This is a genomic window from Paenibacillus glycinis (assembly GCF_009909185.1).
Taxonomy (GTDB): domain Bacteria; phylum Bacillota; class Bacilli; order Paenibacillales; family Paenibacillaceae; genus Paenibacillus_Z; species Paenibacillus_Z glycinis.
On the sequence record NZ_JAAAMV010000001.1, the window covers coordinates 670,346 to 689,474 of the forward strand.

A 19,129-nucleotide genomic window follows, 5' to 3' on the forward strand; every position below is an offset into this window, starting at 1 on the left:
CGGAGCGCTCAGGCCTCGTCCATGAACGTCAGTCCCAGGAGGCGCAGCGCGCCGCCTAGAATCCGGTCGTTGTTGTTGTACCCGGATTGCTTCTGCCTGCGCCAAGCCTCCGCCGGTTCGAACCATTCCACGCCGCGGATTTCCTCCACCTGCGCCTGCAGCTTTCCGCCAATGGCTTCCACAAGATAATAATGGACTTCCTTGTCGATGACCCCTTTGGCGTCATGGCTGTACCGATATTTGATCTGGTCGATCGGGGAAACGATCGCGCCTTGAATCCCGGTCTCTTCCGAAATTTCGCGCAGGGCCGTTTGCTCCACGGTCTCTCCCGGCTCCATTTTGCCTTTGGGCAGCGATATTTTGCCGTAACGATCTTGAATCAGCTGTACTTGCAGTTCGCCGTTAACCCGGCGGAAAACGACGCCGCCTGCTGAAATTTCCTTCATCTGTGTCTCCCCTCCGCCCTTTCGGAATCGGCTCGGTTATGTAGAGCAAGGATTCTTACGCAGCCATGTCAGCGGGGCGGCTTCAGAATCCTTGCAGCGTTCTTATTTATCGGCTCACGCTTGCATCGCTTGCGGCAGGGGCTTGCGCTTGGCTTCCTCGGCGCGGGACGCCGATTCCGGACGTTCCGCCGCCGGCGCATGCTCTTCCAGCACGCGAACCAGCTGGCCCTGGCATTCGTTGACGCCGGCCTGCGTGACCTTCACGCGGCATAATTGGCCGATCAGCGACTCGGCGCCGTCGAACGCGATTTGAATGTAGTTGTCGGAATAGCCCATGACCTTGGCCTCCCCGGACGCACCGTTAAAGGCGCGCTCCGGAATGACGTCCAGCACTTCGCCGACGTACTTCTCGGCGTACTTGAGCTGCATCCGCTCGGACAAGTCGATCAGCTGGTGAACGCGCTCGTTCTTCACGTCTTCATCGACCTGGTCGTCCATCCGCGCCGCGGGCGTACCCGTCCGCTTGGAATACGGGAAGACGTGCATCTCGGCAAAGCCGAGCTTCTCCATGAAATCGAAGCCGTTCCGGTACATCTCTTCCGTCTCGCCCGGGAAGCCGACGATGACGTCCGTGGTGATCGCCACGCCCGGCATCGCTTCGTGCAGCAGGCGGATTTTCTCCGCGAACTGCTCCACCGTGTATTTGCGGCGCATCCGCTTGAGGACGTCGTTGTCGCCCGCCTGCAGCGGAATATGCAGATGACGGCACATTTTGCTCGAACGGTTCAGCACGTCGATCATCCGATCGTCGATTTGGCTCGCTTCGATCGAGCTGATCCGAATGCGCTCCAAGCCTTCGATGGCATCCAGGTCCCATAGCAGGTCCGTCAAACGGTAGTTCTCCATATCGTCGCCGTATCCGCCCGTATGAATACCTGTCAGCACGATTTCTTTGTACCCTGCGGCCACGAGCTGGCGCGCCTGATCCAGCACGCTCAGCGGATCGCGGCTGCGGGACAGTCCGCGCGACCACGGAATGATGCAGAAGGTGCAGAAGTTGTTGCAGCCTTCCTGAATCTTCAGGAACGCGCGCGTGCGTTCCGCGAAATCCGGTACGTCGAGTTCCTCGAACTCGCGCGTTTTCATGATGTTGCGGACGGCGTTCACGGGCTTGCGCTCATTTTGCAGCTCTTCGATGTAGCCCATCAACTTGTCCCTGTCCTGCGTCCCGATGACGAGATCGACGCCTTCGATCGCGAGGATCTCGGCCGGCGACGTCTGGGCATAGCAGCCCGTCACCGCGATGATCGCGTCGGGATTGCGGCGAATGGCGCGGCGAATGATCTGCCGGCTCTTCTTGTCTCCCGTGTTCGTCACCGTGCACGTATTGATCAAGTATACGTCCGCGGTCGTCGTCTCGAAGTCGACCTGTTCATACCCCTCGTGCTTGAACAGCTGCCAGACCGCTTCCGTGTCGTAGAAGTTCACCTTGCATCCCAATGTATAAAAAGCAACCGACGGCATGTCGTTAAACGCCTCCCATTTCTCCTGATTCGTACATGAGGCAGGCGAGTCCAACCATCGCAGCGGTTTCCGTGCGCAAGATTCGCTTGCCCAAGCCGACGACGATCGCGCCGGCCTCTTCTGCTTCTTCGGCTTCGCGCTCGGCGAAGCCGCCTTCCGGACCGACGACGAGCAGCACTCGGCGAGCTTCTCGGCCCCATCCGCCGCTCTGGCGATGAGCGGACACGGCTTCTCTCAAGCCCTTGCCGCCGCTCTCCTTCTCATAGCAAAACAGCGCCAAGTCAAACGCGGGAATCCGCGCAAGCAGCTGCTTCCACGAAGCGACCGCCTCGATGTCCGGAATGACGCTCCGATGCGCCTGCTCGGCGGCTTCCTTGGCGATTTTGCCCCAACGCTCGAGACGCTTGGCTTCCTTCTTCCCGTCGTACTGCACGATCATCCGCTGGGATTCGAAGGGCAGGAAAGCCGCCGCCCCGATTTCGGTTCCCTTCTGGATGACCAGTTCCATCTTGTCGCCCTTCGGCAGGCTTTGCGCGACCGTCACCGACCAGAGCGGCTCGCCGCCGATGGGCAGCCACTCCGCGGCTTCCGCTTCCACGATGCCCGGCGAGAGCGCCGCGATCCTGGCTTCGGCCACGCGCGAAATCCCGTCGCTGACGATGATGACGTCGCCTAGCTCCATGCGCATGACGCGCGTTATGTGATGAGCATCGTCGCCCGACAGCGCGATTCTGCTTCCTTCGATCTGTTCCGGCGTTACGAAATATCGCTGCATGTCATTGAACCTTTCCCGTCAAGTCGCAGGCCGCCGTATCGGCCTTCCGCGTGAAAACTCCAACCTACATCATACACGTTTTAGCCATGCCGCGCCAGCGGTTGCGGCATTTTTCCAGCAGTTCTACATGCGGCTATCTCGAAGCATCGTAGAAGAATTGCGCCCAATCGACTCGGTCGAATACCAATTCGCATGCGCTGATCAGCCAAGAGACGATATCCCCGGAATAGGCGAATATCGGATCCAGCGTTTCCGCGCGCAGGGCTGGAATAAACACGATCAGCAGAAAGACGAAGATTCCCCAGTGCGCATATTGATCCATGCGAATCCGGACGTTCACCGGCACGAGATCTTGAATGATGCGGTATCCGTCGAGCGGCGGAACCGGGATAAGGTTAAAGATGAAGAGCATGATATTAATGGTGATGAGATAATACAAAAAATGGACGATCGCCCTATGTACGCCGATGGAGCCGGCATCCAGCAGTCCGGCCTGATTGAGCGCGTGCACCGCCAGCACGCCGATCGCGGCCAAGATCAAGTTGCTGACCGGCCCGACCGCCGACACGACGATCCCCATCAAGCGGGGATGCTTGAAGCGTCCCCGGTTGACCGGCACGGGCCTTGCCCAGCCGAAGCCGGCGATCAGGATAAGCGCCATGCCGAGCACGTCGACATGCACGCGCGGATTCAGCGTCACCCGGCCGGCGTCGTAGGCCGTCCGGTCGCCGAATTTGTATGCGGCGTAAGCATGCGCGAATTCATGCACCGTAAAAGCAAGCATGATCACGAGAAAAATGAACGGGATATCCTTGAGCGGATACCATAAAAGGTCCGACACGCTTCAGCCTCCTAATTTATACGCGCTATTCCGGCTTCTTCGCCACGAACGCGATCCAATCCTGGTCGCGCTGGCGGTCCACGATCGCAAAGCCCGCCGCCTCGAGACCGGCTTCCACCGCGTCTTCCTTGTTCTTGAAGATGCCGGAGGCGATATAGGTGCCGCCGGGCTTCAACGCCGCATAGACGTCGTCGATGAACAACAGAATGATCTCCGCCAGAATATTCGCCACGACCAGATCGACCGGAACCGTGACGTTCAGCGGCACCGAAGCCCCGCCGTCTTCCTGGCTCTTCAGTACGCCGAGCAGGTCGCTCAGATGCACTTGGATGTCGTCCTGAAGATTGTTCAAGCGGCTGTTCTCCGAGGCGGAGGATACGGCGATCGGATCGAGATCGAGTGCCAGCACGCGGCGCGCGCCGAGCAGCATCGCGCCGATGGCCAGGATGCCCGAGCCCGTGCCGACGTCGATGACTTCCTCGTCGCCCCGGATGACCGACTCCAGCGTCCGCAGGCAGAGCGCGGTCGTCGGATGCGTCCCCGTTCCGAACGCCATGCCCGGATCCAGCTCGATAATGCGTTCGCCCGGCGAAGCCTCGTAGTCTTCCCATGTCGGCTTGATCGTCAGCCGGTCCGTGACGCGGATCGGCTTGAAGTATTGCTTCCAGGCATTGGCCCAATCTTCCTCGTCGACAAGCGCCTTCGTGATCGTATACGCGCCCGGATCGATGTCGAACTCGCGCAGCTCGTCGATTCTCGGCGTCAGCTCCGCGATCAGCGCGTCGACCTCGGTGCCCAGCTCGGAGAAGTATCCCTTGATCACCGCCTGGCCTTCCGGAATGTCGTTCAGCGGATGCTCATACCATTGGCCCAGCGAGGTGTCCCGCGGTTTGTTAAGCGTGCCGGATTCTTCGATAGATACACCGTCCGCGTCCATTTCATGCAGGAAGTTGGAGATCATTTCAATCGCTTCTTCCGTCGTGTTGATCGTCAATTCATGCCATTTCACGTTCAAGGTCCCCCTGATTATCGTCGTCTATGATTTCGCAATGCAAACCTATGACGTCTATTCTACACCAGAAGCCGCATCTGCACAAAATCGCCATGCGCCGCGGTCCTGTCCGGAATTCTACGGCATTCGCCCTTGCTGCCGCGGCTCCGCGATAGACTCGGCCCTAAGGACGCTCCGCGCAAAAAAGCCGGACGTTCCGGTCCGCAAGGGAACCGAAACATCCGGCTTGCCTGTCTACAGCTCTACCGTCCCGCCGGTTTGCCGGACGAGATGGATCGCGCGCTCCACCAGCTCGTCGCCGACCGTCGCGGTCCAAGACGCGCCGTCCGCGCCTTCGTCGATCCCGTCGACGCGCAGGAACCGCAGCTTATGCCGCGCTTCCTTGGCGCGTTCCCCGTCCTCGAACATCGCGTGAATCGTCGTCACGGAAGCCTCGCGCTCACAGCAAGCGCTGCGCTTGCTGCGAAGCGTGGGCCTGCGCTCTCGCGTCCGCTTCTTCCGCGCGTTTCATCGCGACTTTATCGGCGTCGTCCGCCTGTTCCTCCGAAAACTCCACGTCTTCGTTTTTGCCGATCGGCAATTCGGCGAAATTTTGCTTCTCGAGGTTTTTATCGCTCATGGTCATGCTCCTTCGGGTTTGGGATGGGATGAACACGAAGGTTAGCATGGACCAACGGGCGCGATCTTATGCCTCGAACAAGCGCCGGCGCGGGCCTGGCGTCACTCGCCGCGGAACGCTTTCTTCATCTTCTCGAAAATCGTCTCGTGGTGTTCATGCTGCACATCGCCGCCGCTGCCGATGCCGGAAAATTGGCGCAGCATTTCCTTCTGCTCCTCGGTCATGTTCGTCGGCGTCACGACCGTTACCTTGACGTGCTGATCACCTTGGCCGTATCCGCGCAGGCGGGGAACGCCTTTGCCTTTTAAGCGGAAGAACGTGCCCGTCTGCGTGCCGGCGGGAATCTTCAGCTTGACCTTCTCGCTGAGCGTCGGGATCTCGATCTCGTCTCCGAGCGCCGCCTGCGCGAACGTGAGCGGCACTTCGCAGTAAATATCGTCGTTCTCCCGTTCGAAGAAGTCATGCGGCTTGACGCGAATGACGATATAGAGATCGCCGGACGGACCTCCGCGCGATCCGCCTTCGCCCTCGCCGGACAGGCGGATTTGCGCGCCTTCGTCGACGCCGGCCGGAATTTTCACGTTGATCTTGCGGTTCTTTTTTACTTTGCCCGCGCCGTGGCAGGTCGTGCATTTTTCCTTGATGATTTTGCCGGTGCCGCTGCAATTCGAGCACGCGCGGCGGTTGACCATGCGGCCGAACGGCGTATTTTGAACGACTTCCTGCTGACCGCTGCCCCGGCAGACGGTACAGGTTTCCGGCTTCGTGCCCGGCTTTGCGCCGGAGCCGGAACAAGTGTCGCAATTTTCCGTGCGTGGGATCGTGATTTCGGTCTCTTTGCCGAAGACGGCTTCCTTGAACTCGATCGTCATCGTATACTGCAAATCGTTGCCGCGCGCCGGCGCGTTCGGATCGCGCCGGCCGCCGCCGCCGCCGAAGAACATATCGAAGATATCGCCGAAACCGCCGCCGAAGTCCGCTCCGCCGCCGCCCCCGCCGAAACCTTGGTTCGGGTCGACATGCCCGTATTGGTCGTAAGTCGCGCGTTTGCCGTCATCGCTCAGAACGTCGTACGCTTCCTTGACTTCCTTGAACTTGGCTTCCGCGTCCGCTTCCTTGTTCACGTCCGGATGGTATTGGCGCGCCAGCTTTCGGTACGCCTTCTTGATCTCGTCCTCGTCCGCGCTTTTCCCAACGCCGAGCACCTCGTAATAATCCCGCTTATTGGCCAAAATCCGTCACCCCGTCTCCTATTTACGCTGGTTTCTCTCTCCGACTGCAAACAGATAAGAAGAAACGGGCTCCCGCCGTCTTACTTGGCGCAGCAAGTTTCTTCCTTGGGACCCTATAGCTATGACGATGCATGAATTCAAGACATCCTATAAGGTCGAAAAACGGCTGCGCCGTCCGAATTTTCAAGGACGGCGCACCGTTTACGCAAAACCAACCGCATGCATATCGAGGAGAGGCTTATTTCTTGTCGTCGACAACCTCGTAGTCGGCATCGACTACATTGTCTTTGCCGCCTTGCGCGCCGCCCGCTTCAGGACCTGCGCCTTCGCCGCCGCCGGCTGCTTGCGCCTGTTCATACAGCTTCACGGACAGCTGCTGGATGATTTCCGTCAGCTCCTGCGCCGCCGTGTTGATTTGCTCCACGTCGTCGGTCGAGAGAGCCGCGGTTACTTTTTCTTTCGCCGCGTTCGCTTTGTCGATCTCGGAAGCATCGACTTTATCGCCGAGGTCCTTGATCGTTTTGTCCACGGAGTAGACCAGTTGGTCCGCGCTGTTCTTCGCTTCGACCAGCTCGCGGCGCTTGCGGTCTTCTTCCGCGTTCAGCTCGGCATCTTTCATCATACGATCGATTTCTTCATCCGACAAGCCGCCGGAGGACGTAATCGTGATTTTTTGGCTCTTGCCCGTTCCTTTGTCGAGCGCGGAGACGTTGACGATGCCGTTCGCGTCGATGTCGAAGGTGACTTCGATTTGCGGTACGCCGCGCGGCGCCAGCGGGATATCGCCCAGCGTGAATCGGCCCAGCGTTTTGTTGCCGGCTGCCATTTGACGCTCGCCTTGCAGGACATGGATCTCAACGCTCGGCTGATTGTCCGCGTACGTCGAGTACACTTGCGACTTGCTCGTCGGGATCGTCGTGTTGCGGTCGATCATCTTGGTGAACACGCCGCCCGCCGTTTCGATACCGAGGGACAACGGCGTTACGTCGAGCAATACGACGTCCTTGACGTCACCCGTCAATACGCCCGCTTGAACGGCCGCGCCGAGGGCAACGACTTCGTCCGGGTTCACGCCCTTATGCGGTTCTTTGCCGATCAGCTTCTTGACCGCTTCTTGGACGGCAGGGATCCGCGTGGAACCGCCGACCAGCACGACCTTGTCGATCTCGCTCGGGGAGATGCCGGAGTCGCTGAGCGCTTGGCGCGTCGGGCCGAGCGTGCGTTCGACGAGCGGCGCGGACAGCTCTTCGAATTTGGCGCGGGTCAGGCTAAGCTCCAAATGCTGAGGCACGCCGTCAGCCATCGTGATGAACGGCAGGGAAATCGTCGACGTCAATACGCCGGACAGTTCTTTCTTCGCTTTCTCCGCCGCGTCCTTCAAGCGTTGAACGGCCGCTTTGTCCTTGGAAAGATCGACGCCTTGTTCCTTCTTGAATTCCGATACGAGGTAGTCGATGATCACTTGGTCGAAGTCGTCGCCGCCGAGACGGTTGTCGCCGCTCGTCGCTTTTACTTCGAAGAAGCCGTCGCCCAGCTCGAGGATGGATACGTCGAACGTACCGCCGCCAAGGTCGTAGACGAGGATCGTTTGATCTTCGGATTTCTCGAGACCGTAAGCCAATGCCGCGGCCGTCGGCTCGTTGACGATACGAAGCACTTCGAGTCCGGCGATTTTGCCGGCATCCTTCGTCGCTTGACGCTGGCTGTCATTGAAATAAGCAGGAACCGTAATAACCGCTTGCGTGACCGTTTGGCCCAGGTACGCTTCGGCGTCGGATTTCAGCTTCTGCAGGATGATCGCGGAAATTTCTTGCGGCGAGTAATCCTTGCCGTCGATGACTTCCTTGTGGTTCGTGCCCATATGGCGTTTGATCGAGATGATCGTGCGGTCCGGGTTCGTGATGGCTTGGCGCTTGGCCGATTCGCCGACGATGCGCTCGCCGTCTTTCTTGAAGCCGACGACCGAAGGCGTCGTGCGGTTGCCCTCCGGATTCGGGATGACGACGGCTTCGCCGCCCTCCATTACCGCTACGCAAGAGTTGGTTGTTCCAAGGTCGATACCGATTACTTTACTCATAAGTAGAAATCCTCCTTCTGATCTGGAAATGAATATAGGCAGCCAAACGTTAACCGCTGACCTTCACCATGGCGGGACGCAGCACTTTATCCTTCAACATGAAGCCTTTTTGAATTTCTTCGACGACGATGCCTTCTTCGTGTTCATCGGATTCCACCGTCATGATCGCTTGATGGAAATCGGGGTTGAACGGCTGGCCGACGGCATCCATCGGTTTCAAGCCCTCGGCTTCCAGAACGCCCTCGAATTGGCGGAAAATCATGTCCACGCCTTTGGAGAACGACTCTACGTCGCCGCCGGCTTTCGCGGCTTCGATCGCACGGCCGAAGTTGTCGACGACGGGCAGCAGCTGGCCGATCAGCTTCAAGGAAGCGTACTGGGCAAGCTCTTCTTTCTCCTTCATCGTGCGGCGGCGGAAGTTGTCGAAGTCCGCCTGCGCGCGCAGGAAACGCTGTTGGTTCTCGTCGGCTAGCTTCAGCAGCCCGGCGTAGCGGGCGTCCTCTTCCGTGCCTTCCGGAACGTCGGCTTCAAGGATAGGCTCCTCGGTTACCGTTTCCCGTTCCTCGTTAGAAACGCCGTCCATCTCTTGCTTATGTTCCTCATCTGTATGCTGTTCATTCACAGACACGCGATTTGACACCTCCTGAAAATAATGAGCATCACTTGTACCAGCGGCCAAGCAGCACGGCCATGTCCTTCGACAAAATATCCAGCAGGCTGATGACTTTCCCGTAATCCATCCGCGTCGGTCCAAGTATGCCGATCGTGCCCAGCGATTTGCCCTCGACGGAATACGTCGCCGTAATGAGACTGCAGTTGTTGATGGCTTCATGCGTATTCTCCGTCCCGATCCGGACCTGAATGCCGCTCGGAAGCGCGCTGAACATCTGCATGATCGTGGGCGTTTCTTCCAATAGATCAAGAAGCGTCTTCACTTTGTCGACATCCTTGAATTCCGGCTGCGTGAGCATGTTCGTCGTTCCGCTCATGAAGACGCGGTGATCGTTGTCGCTCGCGAGCGTCTGATCCAGGATGCCGAGCAGCCGTTCGAATTGATCCGCGTAACGGCCCAGCTCCTGGCCGACCTCCGAATACAATTTCGCTTTAAGGCGAACGAGCGGAACGCCGATCAGCTTGGCATTCAAAATGTTCACCGCCTGCTGCATCTCGTCCATGCTCATTTCCTGCGGGATGGAGATGGTCCGGTTCTCGACGTGCCCGGTATTCGTGACGATGATCGCCACGGCCGTGTCCTCGCCCAGCGGCACCAGCTGAAAATGCTTGAGCGACGTCGTGAACGTCTCCGGCCCGAGCACGATGCTCGTATAATTCGTCATGTTCGACAGAATCATCGCGGCATGTTGGATGATTTGTTCCATTTGATTCATTTTCTCGGTAAAAAACGAGCGAACGAACAGCAAATCCTGTTCATTGACTTCGCCAAGCTTGACGAGATGGTCGACGTAATACCGGTAGCCTTTGATCGAAGGAATCCGACCTGCGGAAGTATGGGGTTGTTCCAAGAAGCCGAGCTCCTCCAAATCAGCCATTTCGTTGCGGATCGTGGCCGGACTATACCCGACGTCGCTTCGCTTCGAAATGCTGCGTGAACCGATTGGCTCCGCCGAGCGGATATAATCGTCGATGATAACATTCAAAATCATTCGCTGCCGATCAGATAGCATCGCAGTCCCTCCATATTCCCAAGATCGAATCCGCTCCGCTTCGGGGCGAACCGTCAAAGCCGTTCCTACCGCCTTCGTTAGCACTCGATAGCGTTGAGTGCTAATCATTACTACAAAAATACCAAACCCCCTTGGCTATTGTCAAGTCGGTTCGGCATTTTCGGCGCGCCTATTTCAGCGCTGGCCGGAGAGATGAATTATCCGCCTATTCCGGTAAAACGGCCGCATTTCATTCTATAAACCGTAACTCGCACGCTGAAACGTCCGCTCAGTTCAACGTCTTCAACACCGCGATCTCGTCGCAGGCATGCTGCTTGGGGCAGTTGACGCAGTCCGTCCACACCTTCTCGGGGAAAATTTCCTTGTTGACGACGGTGAACCCGTTCTTCTCGAAGAACTGCACTTCGTATGTCAACGCCATGACTTTCGGAATATGCTGCTCCTTGGCTTCGACGATCAGCTGATCGACCAGCTTGCTGCCGATGCCGAGCCCCTTATAGCCGTCCGAGATGCCGAGCGAGCGGATCTCCACGAGATCGGTCCCGAGTCTCGTCAACGAGCCGCAGCCGACGACCGCGTTCTCGACCTCGGCGACGACGAACGAATCGATCTGGCGTCTCAGCGCTTCGCGCGATCGCGGCAGCATAATTCCTTTCTCCGCATAACCGGCTATCAAATCCGCCAACGTCTCGATATCGTTCTCGGTCGCTTTTCTGCATACCGCTTCCATCGCGCTCGCCCTCCACCCGCTCGAATTCTTGATTTCCCAACATTCAATACGAATAAATATACAACAACGTGCATTTCTACACAAGACCTATTTGCACCGCGGAACACTGTCGGCTCAACTTATGAAGGCGCCGAATACTTCATTGCCCAAGGGGATGCCCTTCTGGGACAAACGATAGCCGCCGACCGCGTCCGCGGACTCGATCAACCCCAGCTTCAGCAGCCGTGCCAGCGGCTCGCCGAATACGTCCTCGATCGTCCGGTCCGGGAACTGACGGGCAAAATCATCCCCGCTCACGCCCCGCAGCATGCGAAGGCCGACCATCATGAAATCTTCCATCGCCTCTTCTTCCGAGACGGCGTTCGTCTCCAGTCGCGGCAGACGCGACGCCGCGGCGTCCAAGTAAGGCTGGATGCCCTTGATGTTGACGTGGCGCTCGCCCCGCGCATACCCGTGGGCGCCCGCGCCAAGACCGTAGTACGGCTCGTTGCGCCAATAGGTAATGTTGTGCCTGCTTTCGAAGCCGGGCTTCGCAAAATTGCTGATCTCGTAGTGGCCGTATCCCGCGCCCGTCAGCCGGTCGATCAACAGCATGTACATGGCCAGCTCGTCCTCTTCCGGAGGCAGGGGCAGCTCGTTGCGCTCGTACAACGCATGGAACAGCGTATTCTCCTCGACCTTCAGTCCGTAGAGCGAGTAATGCGGCAGATCCAGCGCGAGCGCTTTGGCTACGCTGTCCGAAAGCTGCTCGACCGATTGGCCCGGCAACCCGAACATCAGATCGATGGACAGGTTATGGACGCCGGCCGTTCGCGCGTTCTCGATGCTTCGGTACACGTCGTCGACGTTATGAATGCGCCCGATGCGCTCCAGCAGCCCGTTATCGAACGATTGCACGCCGAAGCTGATCCGGTTGACGCCGCCCGCGCGCATCGCCTGCAGCTTGTCGAGATCCGTCGTGCCCGGATTGGCTTCCATCGTAAACTCGGCGTCGGCATGTATGGGGAAATGCCGCTTCACCGAAGCGAGAAACCGCTCCATCTGCGGCGGCGTCAGCACCGTCGGCGTACCGCCGCCGACGAACACCGTCCGGATCTCCTCCGGCGGCAGCGCCTCGGCGGTCATGACCATCTCCCGCTCCAGCGCATCCAGATAAGCATCCACCGGCTGGCCCTTCAAGACGTAAGACGTAAAATCGCAGTAATGGCACTTGTTCGTGCAGAAAGGGATATGAATATAAAGCGCCTTAGGCGCGTGAGTTAACATCGTGTATGACCTCCAGGGTCTTGCTAGAATTTCAAAATCAGCGGGGCAATAGACATCCACTGCCTCTAAATATGCCGCCCAAATAAAGAAAAGGGAGCGAGGATGCTCCCTTAAAACTGCTGCGTTTAGGCGGCCGGAAAGCCGGCAAGGAGATGGAGCAACGAAGTGGTCGCCTTTGCAGCCGTATTTCAACCTTATACGAATCGTTCAAGAAATTCGGGTGCAACAGCGAGCGTAATCCCATGCCGGCCGCAGGCCTATCCTATAACGCATAGCGGGTTTTAATCCTCGTCGATTTTCAGAACCGCCATGAACGCTTCCTGCGGCACCTCGACGCTGCCGACCTGCTTCATCCGCTTCTTGCCTTCCTTCTGCTTGTCGAGCAGCTTCCGTTTCCGGCTGATGTCGCCGCCGTAGCATTTGGCGAGGACGTTCTTGCGCATCGCTTTGACCGTCTCGCGCGCGATGACCTTATGGCCGATGGACGCCTGGATGGGAACCTCGAACATTTGACGCGGGATCAGGTCCTTGAGCTTCTCGCAAATGATCCGTCCGCGGTTGTAGGCGCGGTCGCGGTGCACGATGACGGACAAGGCGTCGACCTGCTCGTTGTTGAGCATGATGTCCATCTTGACCAGCTTCGACTGGCGGTAGCCCGACACTTCGTAGTCGAAGGACGCGTAGCCCTTCGTGCTGGATTTCAGCTGATCGAAGAAATCGTACACGATCTCCGACAGCGGCATGTCGTACGTAATCGTGACGCGGTTCGTGTCCAGGTATTCCATGTTGACGAACTCGCCGCGCTTGTTCTGGCAAAGCTCCATGATGGCGCCGACGTAGTCGTTCGGCACGATGATGGCCGCCTTCACGTACGGCTCTTCGACGTATTCGATCTTGCCGACTTCCGGATAGTTGGACGGGTTGTCGATCTCGATCACGTCGCCGTTGGTCAGCGTCACGCGGTAGATAACGCTCGGCGCGGTCGTGATGAGCGGAATGTTGAATTCGCGCTCGATCCGCTCCTGGATGATCTCCATGTGCAGCAGCCCGAGAAAGCCGCAGCGATAGCCGAAGCCGAGCGCCGTGGACGATTCCGCTTCGTAGCGAAGAGAAGCGTCGTTCAGCTCCAGCTTCTCCAGCGCGTCGCGCAGGTCGTTGTAATCCTGCGTCTCGATCGGGTACAGGCCGCAGAATACCATCGGATTGATCTTGCGGTAACCCGGCAGCGCTTCGGGAGCCGGCTTCTTCGCGTCCGTGATCGTATCCCCGACGCGGGTATCCTTCACGTTCTTGATGCCCGCGACGACGAAACCGACGTCGCCGACGGCAAGCTCGTCCACGATGCCCATGCGCGGCATGAAGGCGCCGACTTCGATGACTTCGAATTCCGCCGCGGTGGCCATGAAGCGAATTTTCTTGCCGGCTTTGATGCTGCCGTCCATGACGCGCACGTACACGATGACGCCTTTGTACGGATCGTAGTGCGAGTCGAAGATCAGCGCCTTGAGCGGCTGATCCGGATCGCCGGTCGGCGCCGGCACCTTCGTCACGACCTGCTCCAGAATCTCCTTGATGCCGATCCCGGCCTTCGCGGAGGCGTGCACCGCTTCGCTGGCGTCGAGACCAATAACGTCCTCGATCTCCTGCTTGACGCGCTCCGGCTCCGCGCTCGGCAAATCGATTTTGTTCAGCACCGGGATGATCTCGAGGTTGTTGTCGAGCGCCAGGTACACGTTCGCGAGCGTCTGCGCTTCGATGCCCTGCGCGGCGTCGACGACGAGCAGCGCGCCCTCGCAAGCCGCGAGGCTGCGGGAAACCTCGTATGTAAAGTCGACGTGTCCCGGCGTATCGATAAGATTCAAAATATATTCCTCGCCGTTATCGGCTTTGTAACCGAGACGTACCGCCTGCAGCTTTATCGTAATGCCGCGTTCGCGTTCCAAATCCATTTGGTCGAGCACCTGCTCCTGCATTTCCCGGGAGGACAATGCGCCGGTAAATTCAAGGATCCGGTCGGCCAGCGTCGATTTCCCATGATCGATATGGGCAATGATGGAGAAGTTCCTGATTCGTTTCTGTCTTTCGCGTACGTCCGCCATGCTTAACCCCCAGAGGTACCTAATTGCTAATCATCATTGTATTATACCAGTTCGGGCAAGCACCATCAATCCGTTACCTTCTCGAAAAACGAGACGACCATGCGAATGCCCTTCGAGGAGATGGATTGCAGCGCGCCGGCCGTCCCGTCCGCGACTTGATTGACCGTCGATTGGCTCTGCATGTCCGGCAATCCCGGCAGCCGCTTGGCCAGTTCCTCCTGCAGCTTACGCTCGTACTCGCGCCGAATGTCGTCTTCCGTGCGGCCATGCTGCGCGTCCTCGACGGTCATCTGTCCCGCGGAAGAAGCGTAAACGTTCTCGGGCAGGCGTTCTACCGGCTGCTGCGGCTGCATCGTTGTCGCGTTGTCCTCCACCGGACCGTAGATGCGTTCGATGCCGCTCGTCGCGGTATCGATGCCGAACAGGACGATCAGCGCGACCGCTCCTCCGACGAAAGCCGTTTTCAATGTGTGACGACCCATGGCCGTTCCTCCTTTTATCTGCGGACCGAATCGATTCATCGCCCGTTCGGTTGCCGCCCGCGATTATGGTTTCGTTATCATTTCGTCGTCGCTTCCGGCGCCGTTACCTTCTCGTCCTTCCAGTAGAGGTCGGCGATCACCTTCGCCAACGCGTCCACCGTGCGGTACGATTCCGCGAGCGTGTTGTCGACGCCGCCGATTTCGATCAGCACGCTGTCCGCCGCGAGGGATTGGTTGTATTCGCCGTTTCCGTTGGCCGTCGTCTTGCCCCAGATGCCGCGGGAGAGGCCGGGATATTTCCGCTCGAGCTCGTCGTGAATCTCGCTTGCGAACGCTTCGTTCCTCTTCCAGTCCGGGTTGCCGTGGCCGATGATGAAGAATACCTGCGCGTAGTCCCGGCCGCCGATCGTCGCGGTCGTTTCCTTGCGGTGCTGCGAATCGCGGTGAATGTCGAAGAAGAATTTCAGGTCCTTGTTGTCCGCCATCGCCGTCAGCACCGACTGCTTCGAATATTTATAGGATAGGAGCCAATTGTAATTTTTAACCGCGGTCGGGTAATCCGTCGCGGAATGCAGCGATCCGATGCCAAGCTTATCCAATTGATTGGCCAGTCGCGTCCCGAGCAGCGTAATGTTCCGGGTCGAGGATTCCGCCGTCTTCTTGCTCTTGACCTCCGGGAACCACGATTCCCGCGCATGGGAATGATAGATGAACACCACGTTTCGCCCGCTGGTCGTCGGCTTGGCCGGATCCGCCGGAATCGGCGTATCGCCGGAGGCATCCTCGGGCGTATCCGTCGCCTCCCCGCCATCGACGGTTCCGATATCGCCGGGATCGTGATCCGGCCTGTCGGCGTCGTTCAGCCCGTCGGGCGCGTCCGTGCCCTCGCCGATGCCGCCGTTACCGTCGTCGCTCCCCGTTACCGTCTCATGGTCTTCCGGACCGACCGACGCGTCCGTGCCGGAACCACCCTGGAGCAGCGTCGTCTTCTCCCCGTCGAGTCCGGGGTATTGGCTGGCGAGCAAGCTCTTGGGATCGTCGGGATTGATGTCCGTCAGCAGCCGTACGAGAAAACTGCCGATCTGATGGCCGGAGATGGAGGGCTTCACGTCCGTCTTGGCCGTTCCGGGCATCTCCATTGCCAGCATATCCGCGAACAAACCGCTTGAAACCGAGGCAGCGAAGCCTTTCATGGACGCGACCGGCGATGTCGAGGCGCGCTGCTGCACGATCACGCCGATTCCGACGACGAGGACAAGGACCATCGATCCTAATGACAGCAAGGCGAAGGTGCGGCCGGCAATGAGCAGCTGCCTGAGCCGCAGGCTGCTCCTGCCGATGTTCAGCGTCATTATGACTCGTTTCATTGTTGTTCCTCCAGTTCCATTTCGAGATCTTCGCCCGATTCCAGGCCTGATTCCATCTTATGAAGACAGGCCGTTTGCTAGAACCGAAAGTTTAGTAGAGCGCTAGATTCGCTTGCCAGACCGCTAGGTTGCTAGAATCGCCGCTTTCGGCGAACGACGCGAAAAAGCCCCCTCGGCTCGGGGCCGAAGGGACTGACGAAGTCCTGATATCCATGCGGTCAATGCGTGTAGGCAGCTACGTTGCTCTTGTCGACGGCTTCGTGAAGCGCCGCGTTCAAGCCGCTCGCGACGATGTTCGCGATGTCTTCGATGAATTGGTCGATTTCCTTCGGCGTGACGAGCAGATCGTGGCCGAGCGGGCCAAGCGCCTCGCGCACCAGCTGGAGCCGCTCGTTCTCGTCGATCGAATCCAGCAGTCCCATGAACCCGTCCGCCGTCTGGCCCGCGTGCTTCTTCAGATGATCCCGCATGAGATCGATGCTGTTGCTGACGATCGTGGAGGCATACAGCACCGTCGGAACGCCGATGGCGATAACGGGCACGCCGAGAATGTCTTTCGTCAAGCCGCGGCGTTTGTTGCCGATGCCTGATCCGGGGTGGATGCCCGTGTCCGCGATCTGGATCGTCGTATTGACCCGTTCCAGCGCCTTCGATGCCAAGGCGTCGATCGCGATGATCACGTCGGGCTTCGAGCGGTCGACGATGCCCTGCACGATATCGCTCGATTCGATGCCCGTAATGCCGAGCACGCCAGGCGCGATCGCGCTTACGTTCCGATACCCGGGGGCGACTTCGTTCGGCATCAGCTCGAAAAAATGCCGGGTCACGAGCGCGTTCTCCACGACGATTGGTCCGAGCGCATCCGGCGTCACGTTCCAGTTGCCGAGGCCGACGATCAATACGTTCGCCGTCTTGCCGATGCCGACCCGCTCGAGAAAGGCCGCGAATTCCTGCGCCAGCTTGGTCGCGACGCGATCCTGCAGGCCGGTATCCTGCTTGCGCAGCTCGGGCACCTCGAAGGTGACGTAATGACCCATCACTTTCCCCATGGCGCGCGAGCCTTCCTCGGTCGTCACGTCCAGGCGGGTAATCTTGATGCCGTCTTCGTCCGAGACGTCGGACAAGACGCCGGGAATCGGCCCGTTTCCGGCGGACTCCGCCATTTCCTTCGCTTCCAGCGCCAAGTCGATGCCGACGTTAAATCGTTCCAGGTCCAAGTCTGTCATGTAATAAGGGCGCTCCTTCCATGTCGAATGGCTTTAGTGTGCGGAAGCCGGACATGAATTATGCGGTCGGACGCGAGCGCGGATGCGGATAAGAGCGGGAACCGCTATTGCATTTTGACCCTGCCCATGGTACACTGTGTCAAGTTGTGTTTGTTACAAAGGGTTTTCCCTTTTTACAGGAGGTGAATGCAATGCCAAACATTAAATCCGCAGTAAAACGCGTGAAAACGATCGAGAAACGTCGCGCGCTGAACGCTTCTCAGAAATCCGCGCTCCGCACGGCCGTTAAAGCTGCCGATCTCGCTGTCGTCGCGACGGATGTGGAAGCTGCCAAAGCAGCTTTGATCACCGCTACGAAAAAGCTGGATAAAGCCGCAACGAAAGGCCTGATCCATAAAAATGCAGCTGCCCGCAAAAAGTCGCGTCTGGCCAAAAAGCTGAACGCGCTTAGCGCTCAAGCCTAAACCAACCATAAAAGTCCTGCCCTTTCGCCTCGGCGAAAGAGCAGGACTTTTTTAATGCGCATCTCCGTCGATCCGGCAGCCGGCCGAAGCACGCGGCCTACACCGCAAGCGACAGCAAAAACAGCTCCAGGCCGAGCGTTTTGTCCACGCGCCCCGTCTTCATCCCGTAATCCAGCTCCGCAAGCTTGCTCAGATGGCGTCCGAGCGTCTGGGCGGTGAAGCGCTTCGCCTTCTCGGCGGCCAGCTTGACGGCGTACGGATGAAGGCCGATCTGGCCGGCCATCTGCTGCTGCGAATAATTATGCTGCTCCAGCTCCTTCACCTGCAGCATGATCCGGAACTGCCGCGCGATCAGCGCCGCGATTTTGATCGGCTCTTCCCGGCGCAGCAGGAGCTCGGCGTACAGCTTGAGCGCCTTCTCGACGTTCAGCGACGCCATCGCATCGATCAAGGCGAACACGTCCTCCTCGACCGTCGACGCGATCAGCGTCTCGACGTCTCCGCTCGCGATCTCGCCGCCGCTGCCGGCGTGCAGGCAGAGCTTATCGACTTCGTGCGCCAGCTGCTGCATGTTCGTGCCCGTGCGCGCGAGCAGCAGCTGCGCGGCATCGCGCCCCATTTTCCGTCCCTGCTCTTCGGCGCGCTTCATCGTCCATTGCAGCAGCTCGTTCTCCTGCAGCTCCTGGAATGCGAGCAGCGCGTCCTGCTCCTTCAGCAGCTTGACGACCTTGCGCCGTTCGTCCAGCTTCTCCGCCATGACCTGAAACACGATTACGCTGCTCTCGCAAGGCTGCTTCAAGTACGCGATCAGCGAATCGGTGCCGTGCTCCAGCTTGCCCTCCTTGCCCTGGGCGGCCGCAAGCACGGACACGTCCCGAATCAGCACGAGCTTGCGCGAAGCGAAGAACGGCATCGTATCGGCTTCCGCCACCGCCTCCTCGATCGGCGTCTCGGACGTGTCGTATTTCACGATCCCCAGCTCCCGTTCGTCCTCCGGCAGCAGCTTGTCCGTCAGCGCCTCGACGAATTGGCGCATCCGGTAGCGGTCCTTCCCGTACAGGACGTATACGGGCCTGAACTGTCCCGCCTTCCATTCCTTTGCGGCATCCTTCAACTCCATCCGCTGTTCCCCCTTCAAAACCGACAATCCTACGATAGCGCCATTCCGCCGAAAACGCAACAAAGGGATGCGGCAGCTTCGCCCCATCCCTTTGTCCCCGAACATCTATATAAACATTCGCGAGCGTCGGCCCATGGTACCGGCTGCGAATGGTCATACGACGT

General features: G+C 58.9%; 19 protein-coding genes. 1 reads left to right on the forward strand and 18 read right to left on the reverse strand.

The genetic code is table 11. The annotated features are described in order from the left end of the window. Positions 1-8: 8 nt before the first annotated feature. From GT019_RS03205 to gpr, 17 genes are all read right to left on the reverse strand, one after another. The gene (locus GT019_RS03205; RefSeq protein ID WP_161741087.1) at positions 9-446 is read right to left on the reverse strand and encodes an NUDIX hydrolase; all 438 of its coding nucleotides are present in this window, start codon (positions 444-446) and stop codon (positions 9-11) included. A 114-nt stretch (positions 447-560) separates the two neighbouring features. Next, entirely contained in the window at positions 561-1,970 is a 1,410-nt protein-coding gene (gene mtaB / locus GT019_RS03210; protein WP_161741089.1) for a tRNA (N(6)-L-threonylcarbamoyladenosine(37)-C(2))-methylthiotransferase MtaB, read from the reverse strand. Positions 1,971-1,974: 4 nt separating this feature from the next. After that, positions 1,975-2,745 (reverse strand): RsmE family RNA methyltransferase, encoded by a 771-nt coding sequence (locus GT019_RS03215; protein WP_161741091.1) that lies wholly within the window; start codon positions 2,743-2,745, stop codon positions 1,975-1,977. Between the two features lie 133 nt (positions 2,746-2,878). Next, a complete protein-coding gene (locus GT019_RS03220) occupies positions 2,879-3,586 on the reverse strand; it encodes a site-2 protease family protein (RefSeq protein ID WP_328803895.1) in 708 nt (235 codons plus the stop codon). A 25-nt stretch (positions 3,587-3,611) separates the two neighbouring features. Continuing rightward, on the reverse strand, positions 3,612-4,595 hold the full coding sequence (gene prmA / locus GT019_RS03225; protein ID WP_161741093.1) for a 50S ribosomal protein L11 methyltransferase: 984 nt from the start codon (positions 4,593-4,595) through the stop codon (positions 3,612-3,614). 237 nt (positions 4,596-4,832) lie between these two features. After that, positions 4,833-5,024 carry a hypothetical protein gene (locus GT019_RS03230; protein WP_161741095.1) on the reverse strand — a complete coding sequence of 64 codons (192 nt, stop codon included), beginning with the start codon at positions 5,022-5,024 and terminating at the stop codon, positions 4,833-4,835. 13 nt (positions 5,025-5,037) lie between these two features. Then, positions 5,038-5,217 carry a YfhD family protein gene (locus GT019_RS03235; RefSeq protein ID WP_161741097.1) on the reverse strand — a complete coding sequence of 60 codons (180 nt, stop codon included), beginning with the start codon at positions 5,215-5,217 and terminating at the stop codon, positions 5,038-5,040. 101 nt (positions 5,218-5,318) lie between these two features. After that, positions 5,319-6,449: a molecular chaperone DnaJ gene (gene dnaJ, locus GT019_RS03240; protein WP_161741100.1), complete on the reverse strand. Its 1,131-nt coding sequence runs from the start codon at positions 6,447-6,449 to the stop codon at positions 5,319-5,321. A gap of 238 nt (positions 6,450-6,687) precedes the next feature. Then, a complete protein-coding gene (gene dnaK / locus GT019_RS03245) occupies positions 6,688-8,526 on the reverse strand; it encodes a molecular chaperone DnaK (protein ID WP_161741102.1) in 1,839 nt (612 codons plus the stop codon). 49 nt (positions 8,527-8,575) lie between these two features. Next, a complete protein-coding gene (gene grpE, locus GT019_RS03250) occupies positions 8,576-9,148 on the reverse strand; it encodes a nucleotide exchange factor GrpE (protein ID WP_161741492.1) in 573 nt (190 codons plus the stop codon). Between the two features lie 37 nt (positions 9,149-9,185). Then, positions 9,186-10,211, reverse strand: a complete 1,026-nt coding sequence (gene hrcA / locus GT019_RS03255; protein ID WP_161741104.1) for a heat-inducible transcriptional repressor HrcA — start codon at positions 10,209-10,211, stop codon at positions 9,186-9,188. Between the two features lie 268 nt (positions 10,212-10,479). Beyond that, positions 10,480-10,941 (reverse strand): N-acetyltransferase, encoded by a 462-nt coding sequence (locus GT019_RS03260; RefSeq protein WP_161741106.1) that lies wholly within the window; start codon positions 10,939-10,941, stop codon positions 10,480-10,482. A 114-nt stretch (positions 10,942-11,055) separates the two neighbouring features. Continuing rightward, positions 11,056-12,207 (reverse strand): radical SAM family heme chaperone HemW, encoded by a 1,152-nt coding sequence (gene hemW, locus GT019_RS03265; RefSeq protein ID WP_161741108.1) that lies wholly within the window; start codon positions 12,205-12,207, stop codon positions 11,056-11,058. Positions 12,208-12,488: 281 nt separating this feature from the next. Then, positions 12,489-14,306, reverse strand: coding sequence for a translation elongation factor 4 (lepA, locus tag GT019_RS03270; protein WP_161741110.1), 1,818 nt, complete (start codon positions 14,304-14,306; stop codon positions 12,489-12,491). A 65-nt stretch (positions 14,307-14,371) separates the two neighbouring features. Continuing rightward, positions 14,372-14,788: a hypothetical protein gene (locus tag GT019_RS03275; RefSeq protein WP_161741112.1), complete on the reverse strand. Its 417-nt coding sequence runs from the start codon at positions 14,786-14,788 to the stop codon at positions 14,372-14,374. 77 nt (positions 14,789-14,865) lie between these two features. Beyond that, positions 14,866-16,155 (reverse strand): stage II sporulation protein P, encoded by a 1,290-nt coding sequence (gene spoIIP / locus GT019_RS03280; protein ID WP_161741114.1) that lies wholly within the window; start codon positions 16,153-16,155, stop codon positions 14,866-14,868. Between the two features lie 218 nt (positions 16,156-16,373). Continuing rightward, positions 16,374-17,381: a GPR endopeptidase gene (gene gpr, locus GT019_RS03285; protein WP_161741116.1), complete on the reverse strand. Its 1,008-nt coding sequence runs from the start codon at positions 17,379-17,381 to the stop codon at positions 16,374-16,376. A 191-nt stretch (positions 17,382-17,572) separates the two neighbouring features. Between gpr and rpsT the strand changes: the two genes are divergently transcribed. After that, positions 17,573-17,845: a 30S ribosomal protein S20 gene (gene rpsT, locus GT019_RS03290; RefSeq protein ID WP_161741118.1), complete on the forward strand. Its 273-nt coding sequence runs from the start codon at positions 17,573-17,575 to the stop codon at positions 17,843-17,845. Between the two features lie 97 nt (positions 17,846-17,942). Here the strand turns inward: rpsT and holA are convergent, their stop codons facing one another. Further along, entirely contained in the window at positions 17,943-18,965 is a 1,023-nt protein-coding gene (gene holA / locus GT019_RS03295) for a DNA polymerase III subunit delta (protein WP_161741120.1), read from the reverse strand. Positions 18,966-19,129: the final 164 nt, after the last annotated feature.

Excerpts from the sequence above, each read along its gene's own strand:
- holA (WP_161741120.1), bottom strand. The coding sequence starts at position 18,965 with ATGGAGTTGAAGGATGCCGCAAAGGAATGGAAGGCGGGACAGTTCAGG.
- dnaK (WP_161741102.1), bottom strand. The coding sequence starts at position 8,526 with ATGAGTAAAGTAATCGGTATCGACCTTGGAACAACCAACTCTTGCGTA.
- GT019_RS03205 (WP_161741087.1), bottom strand. The coding sequence starts at position 446 with ATGAAGGAAATTTCAGCAGGCGGCGTCGTTTTCCGCCGGGTTAACGGC.
- rpsT (WP_161741118.1), top strand. The coding sequence starts at position 17,573 with ATGCCAAACATTAAATCCGCAGTAAAACGCGTGAAAACGATCGAGAAA.
- hemW (WP_161741108.1), bottom strand. The coding sequence starts at position 12,207 with ATGTTAACTCACGCGCCTAAGGCGCTTTATATTCATATCCCTTTCTGC.
- GT019_RS03275 (WP_161741112.1), bottom strand. The coding sequence starts at position 14,788 with ATGGGTCGTCACACATTGAAAACGGCTTTCGTCGGAGGAGCGGTCGCG.
- hrcA (WP_161741104.1), bottom strand. The coding sequence starts at position 10,211 with ATGCTATCTGATCGGCAGCGAATGATTTTGAATGTTATCATCGACGAT.
- GT019_RS03260 (WP_161741106.1), bottom strand. The coding sequence starts at position 10,941 with ATGGAAGCGGTATGCAGAAAAGCGACCGAGAACGATATCGAGACGTTG.
- mtaB (WP_161741089.1), bottom strand. The coding sequence starts at position 1,970 with ATGCCGTCGGTTGCTTTTTATACATTGGGATGCAAGGTGAACTTCTAC.
- GT019_RS03235 (WP_161741097.1), bottom strand. The coding sequence starts at position 5,217 with ATGAGCGATAAAAACCTCGAGAAGCAAAATTTCGCCGAATTGCCGATC.
- gpr (WP_161741116.1), bottom strand. The coding sequence starts at position 17,381 with ATGACAGACTTGGACCTGGAACGATTTAACGTCGGCATCGACTTGGCG.
- spoIIP (WP_161741114.1), bottom strand. The coding sequence starts at position 16,155 with ATGAAACGAGTCATAATGACGCTGAACATCGGCAGGAGCAGCCTGCGG.
- GT019_RS03215 (WP_161741091.1), bottom strand. The coding sequence starts at position 2,745 with ATGCAGCGATATTTCGTAACGCCGGAACAGATCGAAGGAAGCAGAATC.
- lepA (WP_161741110.1), bottom strand. The coding sequence starts at position 14,306 with ATGGCGGACGTACGCGAAAGACAGAAACGAATCAGGAACTTCTCCATC.